General features: G+C 71.8%; 7 protein-coding genes. 5 read left to right on the forward strand and 2 right to left on the reverse strand.

All coding sequences use genetic code 11. From position 1 onward, the window contains the following. The first annotated feature begins 95 nt into the window (after positions 1-95). The 4 genes from IO20_RS0133775 to IO20_RS0133795 all read left to right on the forward strand — a co-directional run bounded on the left by IO20_RS0133775 (position 96) and on the right by IO20_RS0133795 (position 4,697). Complete coding sequence (locus IO20_RS0133775) at positions 96-1,385, forward strand: SAM-dependent methyltransferase (RefSeq protein ID WP_037636959.1); 1,290 nt, start codon at positions 96-98, stop codon at positions 1,383-1,385. A 365-nt stretch (positions 1,386-1,750) separates the two neighbouring features. After that, positions 1,751-2,785, forward strand: coding sequence for a bifunctional DNA primase/polymerase (locus IO20_RS0133785; RefSeq protein WP_281181699.1), 1,035 nt, complete (start codon positions 1,751-1,753; stop codon positions 2,783-2,785). Further along, complete coding sequence (locus tag IO20_RS0133790; protein ID WP_030556110.1) at positions 2,782-4,296, forward strand: DNA primase family protein; 1,515 nt, start codon at positions 2,782-2,784, stop codon at positions 4,294-4,296. The genes IO20_RS0133785 and IO20_RS0133790 overlap by 4 nt, the downstream gene beginning before the upstream one ends. After that, positions 4,293-4,697 carry a DUF6009 family protein gene (locus IO20_RS0133795; protein WP_030556108.1) on the forward strand — a complete coding sequence of 135 codons (405 nt, stop codon included), beginning with the start codon at positions 4,293-4,295 and terminating at the stop codon, positions 4,695-4,697. The genes IO20_RS0133790 and IO20_RS0133795 overlap by 4 nt, the downstream gene beginning before the upstream one ends. 534 nt (positions 4,698-5,231) lie before the next feature. On the opposite strand, the gene IO20_RS0133800 is transcribed toward IO20_RS0133795, so the two are convergent. Together IO20_RS0133800 and IO20_RS0133805 are read right to left on the reverse strand one after the other, a co-directional pair. Next, positions 5,232-6,068, reverse strand: coding sequence for a GntR family transcriptional regulator (locus IO20_RS0133800; protein ID WP_078946258.1), 837 nt, complete (start codon positions 6,066-6,068; stop codon positions 5,232-5,234). A 34-nt stretch (positions 6,069-6,102) separates the two neighbouring features. Continuing rightward, on the reverse strand, positions 6,103-6,870 hold the full coding sequence (locus tag IO20_RS0133805; RefSeq protein WP_030556104.1) for a GntR family transcriptional regulator: 768 nt from the start codon (positions 6,868-6,870) through the stop codon (positions 6,103-6,105). Positions 6,871-7,054: 184 nt separating this feature from the next. Here IO20_RS0133805 and IO20_RS0133810 point away from each other — a divergent pair, with 184 nt between their 5' ends. Next, on the forward strand, positions 7,055-8,314 hold the full coding sequence (locus IO20_RS0133810; RefSeq protein ID WP_030556102.1) for an extracellular solute-binding protein: 1,260 nt from the start codon (positions 7,055-7,057) through the stop codon (positions 8,312-8,314). Positions 8,315-8,491 lie beyond the last annotated feature (177 nt).

Here is an 8,491-nt window from a genome sequence, read left to right on the forward strand (position 1 = left end):
CATCCCCACATCCCCCCGCATCCCCCACACGCCTCACTCCCCACACCCCCGTACCAACCGCTGTTCCGAAGAGGACGAGACAGAAAGGCAACCCCGTGGCTCCTGACGCCGCACACCGACTGGCCGCCCTCGCCGCACAGGCGTTGGGCACCCCGCTGCCGCTCCGGCTCCGCGCCTGGGACGGCAGCGAGACCGGGCCGCAGGACACCCCCGTCCTGGTCGTCCGCAGCCGCCGCGCCCTGCGCCGTCTGCTGTGGCACCCGGGCGAACTCGGTCTGGCCCGCGCGTGGGTGGCCGGGGAGATCGACGTCGAGGGCGACCTGTACGACGCCCTGGACCGGCTCACCGCCGTCGTCCCGGACGGCGGCGGCCGCGACCTGGGCCGCCGGATGGTCCGCGACGGTACGGCCCTGCGGATAGCGGCGGGCCTGATCCGGCTCGCGGGTCCCGGCGTACCACCGCCGCCCCCGGCCGAGGAGTCCCGACGCCGGGGCGAGGCGCACACCAAGCGCCGCGACCGGGCGGCCATCAGCCACCACTACGACGTGGGCAACGAGTTCTACGCGCACGTCCTTGGGCCCTCGATGGTCTACTCGTGCGCCTACTGGGACCGGGCCGACGGCAGCCTCGAGGACGCCCAGTACGCCAAGCTCGACCTCATCTGCCGCAAGCTCGCGCTGCGCCCCGGGCAGCACCTGCTCGACATCGGGTGCGGCTGGGGCTCGCTGGTCCTGCACGCGGCCCAGCACTACGGCGTCCGCGCCACCGGCATCACCATCTCCGTCGAACAGGCCGATCTGGCCCGGAAGCGGGCGGCCGAGGCGGGTCTGACGGACCGGGTGGAGATCCGCGTCCAGGACTACCGGGACGTCCACGACGGACCGTACGACGCGATCTCCTCGGTGGGGATGGCCGAGCACGTCGGCCAGGTCCGGTACCGGGAGTACGCGGAGATCCTGCACCGGCTGGTCAAGCCCGGGGGCCGTCTCCTCAACCACCAGATCGCACGCCGCCCGCTGGCCGACGAAGCCGGGTACCGGGTGGACGAGTTCATCGACCGGTACGTCTTCCCGGACGGCGAGCTCTCCCCCGTCGGGTCGACGGTCTCCTCCCTGGAGCAGGCCGGCTTCGAGGTGCGTGACCTGGAGGCCCTGCGCGAGCACTACGCACTGACGCTGCGGGCGTGGGTGCGGAACCTGGAGGAGCACTTCGCCGAGGCGGAACGTCTCACCTCACGCGGCAGGGCCAGGGTCTGGCGCCTGTACATGGCGGCATCTGCCCTGGGCTTCGAGCGCAACAGCATCGGCGTCAACCAGGTCCTCGCCGTACGTACGGAGGGTGACGGCGCCTCTTCCATGCCACTCGTGCGAGGCAGTTGGAGCTGACCTGACACATCCGGCCCGCCCGTGGGGGCATCGGCCGGGCCGCCGGGTGGACCCGGCCTTCCCCCCGCTCGTCGGGTCCATCCGGCCTTTCGCGACCCGTGGTTTCCGCAGGGGCTCACGGGATTCCGTCCCGGCCTCCGCTAACCTACTCGAAGCATGTTTTGACTTTGAGTCGCTTCGGTCGCTGAGAGGAACTCCGCATGACCCCTGACCTGGGGAAATCCACCAGCGACTCAAGCCTGCTCGCTCAGCCCGGCCCCTACGCCAAACGCCGGGCCACTCACCACGCAGACCGTGTCGACCGCGCCGAACACGCCGATCGCCCGGGCGTTCACCGCGCCGACCACCCCGGTGCTCCGCTGGAGATCGCCCTGTGGTGCGCCGGCCAGGGATGGCCCGTGCATCCTCTCGCACCGCGCCGCAAGACACCCAGCGCGAACTGTCGGCAGTGTCAGGTCCGCAGCCACAGCCCGCAGGACTGCCCCTGCATCCCCTCCGGCCGCTGGTGCCACGGCTTCCACGCGGCGACCACCGACCCCGCCCGCATCGAGAACTGGTGGGGCCAGCAGCCCGGCTTCGGCGTGGGCGTGGCCTGCGGCAGCGCGGGTCTCGTCGTCATCGACGTGGACGCCCACGAGGCCCTGCCCCCGCAGCGGGAGCGGCTCCTGCCGGGAATCCCCATCCCCCCGTCCGTCTCCCTCAACGGGCTGCGCCACGGGTACCACAGCCTCGCCCTCCTGGCGGCGCTGCGCGGCCAGCCCGATCCGGCGGAGGACACGAACACCCTGCGGGTCCGGACACCTTCCGGCGGCATGCACGTCTGGTACGCGGCCGAGCCGGGGCAGGCGTGGCAGTGCTCGGCCGGGTCCAGCCCGTCGCGGGCCCTGGCCTGGCAGGTCGACGTCCGCGCGCACGGCGGCTACATCATCGCCCCCGGCACCACCACCGACGCGGGGACGTACACCGCGGTGGGCAGTGCCCGCCACCCCGCACCGCTGCCGTCCTGGCTGGCCCTGGAACTGGCCCGCACCGGGCACCTGCCCGCACCGCCGGCCCAGCGCACCTGCTCCCCCGTCCCGCAGCGCGCCCGCGCCGCGGTCATCGCGGCGGGCGGCGGCCGGGCCGTCGCGGGACGCACCCTCGCCACCGTCCTGGCCGCGGTGTCCGGCTGCGCGTCCGTCCCCGAGGGGGCCGCCTTCAGCGACAAACTCAACCGGGCCGCCTACACCGCGGGCGGGCTGGTGAGCGCCGGTCATCTGACCGCCTCCGCCGCCGAGTCCGCGCTGCTCGCCGCCGCCCTCCACGCCCGCCCCACGCAAGAACGAAGGGCCCTGCAGATCATCCGCAGCGGAATGAGCGCCGGCCAACAGCGTCCTCTCATGCCGGGAGACCATTCGTGACCCGAGTACCCGAGCCCCAGGAGGAGTTGTTCGACCCGGCGGAGATCGCCCGGCAGATCCTGCGCTCGACCCCGCACCCCGCCGTACCGGCCCAGGCGCCGACCCCCACCGTGCCGCCGCACGCGACCGAGCACGGCCTGCTCCCCGACAGCCTCAGCGACCGGGGCAACGCGAAGCTGTTCGTCGCCCTGTACGGACGGGACTTCCGGCACGTCCCGGGCATCGGCTGGTACCGCTGGTCCGGCTACCGCTGGGCCCTGGACGAGGACGACACCGTGGTGTGGGCCGCCGGCGAGATGGCCGAGTCCCTCGCGGAGAACGACCCGAGCGGCCGGTGCAGCACCGCGGAGCTCCGCCGCCACCAGCGCCGGGCCCTGTCCACGTCCGGCATGAAGGCGATGCTGCTCCAGGCGAAGGCCGCCCCCGGCATGGTGCTCAACGCGGCGCGTCTGGACGCCGACCCGTACGCCCTGTGCACGCCCAACGGGGTGGTCGACCTGGCCACCGGCCAGCTGTCGGCGCCGGACCCGGAGAAGCACTTCCACTCGCGGGCGACGAGCGTCTCGGCCCGCGCGATGTCGACGCCGCGCTGGGACCGGTTCCTCACCGACACCTTCGGCGACGACGAGGACGGCCGGGCGCTCATCGACTTCCTGCACGAGCTGCTCGGGTACTCGATCACCGGGGACGTCGGCGCCCAGATCATGCCGTTCCTGTACGGGCAGGGGAAGAACGGCAAGAGCGTCCTCCTGGACGTGATGGTCAAACTCCTCGGGGACTACGCGGACGCCGCCCCGCCCGGCTTCCTCATGGCCCGTCCCTTCGAGGGGCACCCCACGGACCTGGCCGAGCTCCACGGCCGCCGCATCATCGTGTGCTCCGAGCTGAAGCCCGGCGACCGGTTCGACGAGGCCCGGGTGAAGCTGCTCACCGGCGGCGACCGGATCAAGGCGCGCCGGATGCGGCAGGACTTCTTCAGTTTCACCCCGACCCACAAACTGTGGCTGCTCGGCAACCACCGTCCCGAGGTCGGCACCGGCGGGTACGCGTTCTGGCGCCGAATGAAGCTGATCCCGTTCGAGCGGGTCGTCGCGGCGGACCGGCAGATCGACAACCTCGCGGACGTCCTGGTCACGGAGGAGGGCCCCGGCATCCTCCACTGGCTCATCGCCGGCGCCCGCCGCTACCTGAGCGGCCCCCGCGACCTGACAGGTCCGCAGCAGGTCCGTACCGCGACCACGGCCTACGCCGAGACCGAGGACCACACCGGACGCTTCCTGGGCGAGTGCTGCACACTGGATCCCGCCATGCGGGCGGAACAGAGCCAGCTGTACAGCAGCTATACCGGGTGGTGCCGTCTGGAAGGAGCCAACCCGGTGTCGTCCAGGGCCTTCGCCGCCCGGGTACGTGAAACCATCGGCATCAGCACGCCCAAGCAGATGATTCTGTCGAACCAGCGGAAGTTCTACCCGGGCATCGGACTCAACGCCGAAATGGGAGAGACGGTATGAGCGCGCTCATCGAGCCCGAGCAGCTCAGCTCCGAGACGGAACTCGTGTGGCTGGAGGACATCGAGCCCCTCGACTACGTCCGGCAGACCCTGGACCGACTGCCGACCCGCCGGGGCAAGCCCGCCTACCACCGGGCAGGCCGGATGGTCGGCTACGCGATCCTCGGCCCGAAAGCCCGCTCCTCGCGCGCGTCGGGCACCTTCGTTCGCCGGGTGTTCTGGCTGCTCCCCCACGACCGTGACGGGCAGCCCACGGGCCTGTACGCGTCCGGGGCGCCCTCCGAGGCCGTCGACCCGCGCACGGTGGCTCCCGGCATCAAGGGCTACAAGACCCAGCGCTCCGAGGGCGGTCCGGAGTCGGCGGCGATGCGGGAACTCGGCATGATCCTGCCGGAGGCCTGAGACGGGAAGAGGGCGGGGGCAGCGACCGAACGGTCGCTGCCCCCGCCCTCTTCCCCTTCGGTCGCTGGGGGCCTATCCCGGTGCAGGCCTCCAGCGACCGAAGAATCCAGCGTCTCAGCGACTGGGTTTTCGTTGAGTCGCTTTCACAAAACCCCAGGTCAGAGCCGTGCCAGTGCCTCCAGAGCGACTGAAGCGACCCAAGCTCGGACTTTATAAGGACATTCGCGTGCGCGTGTGCGCGTCATAGATAGGAGCCTTCAGTCGCTTCAGTCGCTGTTTGGCCCTTCTGGACCCACCTGACCTGCATGTTTCCCCGAGCGACCCAAAAGCGACCGAAACTCCCCCAGTAGCTGTTCTTCGGTCTCATCCACCCAGGCCACCTTCTTTCGGTCGCTGGGGCCGTCGCGGCGAAGTCCGCTGCACGCCACCGCCGTCACCCGTGCCCCGCAGGGCCTGGGCTGCCGTTGAGCGCGGGGACGAGGTCGGGACGGTCGTCGCGTACGACCGCCGTGGGGACGGTCTCGTACGAGCACGTCACTCCACCGTCCCCCACCACGCTCCGGCGCGGGCCGCGTCCGCCGCCGGGTGGTCGGTCGCGCCGTCGCGCAGCGCGAGCCGGGAGACGATGCGGTAGCGGTCGCCCCGGTAGAGGGAGCGCACGTACTCGACCGGTCTGCCAACCGTGTCGGAGGTGATCCGGTCGAACAGCAGCGCGGGCGAGAGCACCGGCACGGTGAGCAGGACCGCCTCCTCCTCGCTCAGCACCGTCGGTTCGATGGACTGGACCGCCTGCGCGGTCCGGATGCCGCGCTTCTCTCGCAGGTGGGCGTAGAAGCCGCCCTCCATGTCCGAGACGGTGAGGCCGGGCACCAGGTCCGCCGGGACGTGCAGGTGCTCCAGGGCGATCGGGTCGCCGTCGACGTACCGGAGGCGGGTCACGCGCACCAGCTCGGCCGCCGGGGAGATCGTGAGCTTGCGGCCGATCCGCGCACCGGCGCGCACGGTACGGAGTTCGAGCACCGTGCTCGTCCAGCTGCCCCGGCTGTGGGGCGCTGCGGCGGCGTGGTGCTCGGCGACCAGCTCCTGGGTGATCTTGTCGGGCGCGACGAACATGCCGCGGCCGTGCTCCCGCACCAGCAGGCCCGTGGCCACCAGTTCGTCGACGGCGGCGCGCAGGGTGGGACGGGAGACGCCGAGGGTGGCGCAGAGGGTCCGCTCGGACGGGATGGCGTCGCCGGGGTGGCGCGCGTCGATGACGGTGAGGAGGTGCTCCCGGACGCGCTCGCGCTTGAGCTCCGTCCGACCTCCCGCGTCCGGCCGGGCGGTGTCTCCCGCGCTCGGCCGCGGCCGGTCCCCTCCGCTGGGTTCCATCCCGGTCCCTCCCCGTCGTTCGGTCGGCTGCGCGTCAGTATGCATCTCCCTCGGCGGAGGGGGTCACGAGGCCGTCGCGCGTGAGGTCGAGGCGGGAGACGATGCGGTAGCGGTCGCCTCGGTAGACGGAGTGGACGTACTCGACGGGGCGGCCGGCGGTGTCGAGGGTGAGGCGTTCGATCAGGAGGGCGGGCGAGAGCACGGGGACGTCGAGGAGCGCGGCCTCGTCCTCGCTGACGACGGTGGGTTCGATCGACTGGGTGGCCTCCTGGACGTGGACCTGGTGGCGGTCGCGCAGGTGGTCGTAGAGGTCGCCCGCTTCGAGCTCCTCCGGGGTGAGCGCGGTGCCCACCAGGTCCACCGGGATGTGCAGGTGCTCGATGGCCATGGGCGCGCCGTCGACGAGGCGGAGGCGAGCGATGTAGAGCAGCTCGGCGGCGGGCGAGACACGGAGTCTGCGGCCGATGCGGGCGCCGGCCCGGATCGTGGCGGATTCCAGGACGGTGCTGGACCAGCTGCCGGAGGCGCGGGGGACGGCGAAGGCCGCGTCGTCCGGGGCGAGACGCTGGGTGATCTTGGCGGGTGCGACGAACATGCCGCGGCCGTGCTCCCGCACCAGCGCGCCCGTGGCGACGAGTTCGCCGACGGCGGCGCGCAGGGTGGGGCGCGAGACGCCGAGCGCGGCGCAGAGGGTCCGCTCGGACGGGATGGGGTCGCCGGGGCCGCCGCTCTCGATCAGGCCGAGGAGGTGCTCCCGTACCCGTTCCCTCTTCAGCACTCCGCTGGATGAGCCGTCCTTCATGCTGTGCCGTCCGTCATGCCGCTCTCCCTACTGGTCAACTGGTAAGCCGGATATTAGTCGGTGGTGTTGACCTGTCACTGGCTGAACAGCGCATCTATTCATGGGGATTGACGGCGCGATTGGTCCATGCCACCTTCTGGTCACACACCTGACCACTTGACCAATTGGTCAACTCTCCATCGAGGTGCCTGTGAAGACCCTGCCCCGTAGTGCCGCCCTCGCGGTGGCCGCCGTCCTCGCCGCCACCGCCTGCAGCGGCTCGGGCGACCCCGCGGCGTCCGGCGGTGCCGACAAGGTCACCGTCTGGATCATGAAGGACAGCGTCACCGACTCCTTCCTCGCCCGCTTCCGCACGGCCTTCGAGGCGGAGCACGAGGACATCGACCTCGACATCCAGATCCAGGAGTGGGACGGCATCGGCGAGAAGGTCACGGCCGCCCTCGCCAGCAAGGACGCCCCGGACGTGATCGAGGTCGGCAACACCCAGGTCGCGCAGTACGCGGCGAGCGGCGGCGTCCGCGATCTCAGCGACAAGGTGAGCGAGCTGAACGGCGGGGACTGGCTGCCGGGGCTCGCCGAGCCGGGGAAGGTCGACGGCAGGCAGTACGGCATCCCCTGGTACGCCGCCAACCGCGTCGTGATCTACCACAAGGACCTCTTCTCCCGAGCGGGCGTCACCGCTCCTCCGAAGACGCAGGCCGAGTGGCTCGCCGTCACCGAGAAGCTCAACCGCGGCAAGACCCAGGGCATCTACCTCCCCGGCCAGAACTGGTTCGCCCTCTCCGGCTTCGTCTGGGAGGAGGGCGGCGACCTCGCCGTCCAGGACGGCACGGCATGGAAGGGCGCACTCGACACCCCACAGGCCCTCGCCGGCATGGACTTCTACCGCCGGCTCCAGGCGCTCGGCAAGGGACCCAAGGACGCCGACGAGGCGAAACCCCCGCAGGCCGAGGTCTTCGCCAAGGGCGACGTCGCCCAGATCATCGCCGTGCCGGGCGGAGCGAAGATCGTCGAGGAGCTCAACCCCGCGCTCAAGGGCAAGCTCGGCTTCTTCCCCGTTCCCGGCAAGACGGCCGACCGGCCGGGTGCGGTCTTCACCGGTGGCTCCGACCTGATCGTCCCGGAGGCCTCCACCCACCCGGAGGCCGCGTACGAGGTCGTGGCGGCGCTGGCGGGCGACACGTGGCAGACGGACATGGCGAGAACGATGAGCTACGTCCCCAACCGCACCTCGCTCGCCCATGTCATCCAGGACGACGCGGGCACGGCCGCGATGGCCGCCGGGGCGACGCGGGGCCGGGCGACGCCCAACTCCCCGCAGTGGGCGGCCGTCGAGGCCACCAACCCGATCAAGCAGTACATGACCGCCGTGCTGACCGGCGCCGATCCCGCGACGGCGGCGGCGACCGCGTCCCGGAGCATCACGAAGACCCTCGGCTCGTGAGCCGACCGGAACCGAAGAGCAGACGCAGGGTCCCCGAGCCCGACCAGCGCCGGCCCGACCAGCGCCGGCCCAACCAGCGCCCCCGCCCCGCCGATGGCCCCCCGCCCGCCAGGCCACCCCGCCCCGCCAGGCCACCCCGCCCCGCGAGTCCCCTCCGACCCGCCCGCCTCCCCTACC

The sequence above is a fragment of the Streptomyces exfoliatus genome (genome assembly GCF_000725545.1).
Taxonomy (GTDB): Bacteria; Actinomycetota; Actinomycetes; order Streptomycetales; family Streptomycetaceae; genus Streptomyces; species Streptomyces exfoliatus.

What these genes read in the sequence shown, in the direction of transcription:
- IO20_RS0133795 (WP_030556108.1), top strand. Translation starts at nt 4,293, where the DNA reads ATGAGCGCGCTCATCGAGCCCGAGCAGCTCAGCTCCGAGACGGAACTC.
- IO20_RS0133800 (WP_078946258.1), bottom strand. Translation starts at nt 6,068, where the DNA reads ATGGAACCCAGCGGAGGGGACCGGCCGCGGCCGAGCGCGGGAGACACC.
- IO20_RS0133805 (WP_030556104.1), bottom strand. Translation starts at nt 6,870, where the DNA reads ATGAAGGACGGCTCATCCAGCGGAGTGCTGAAGAGGGAACGGGTACGG.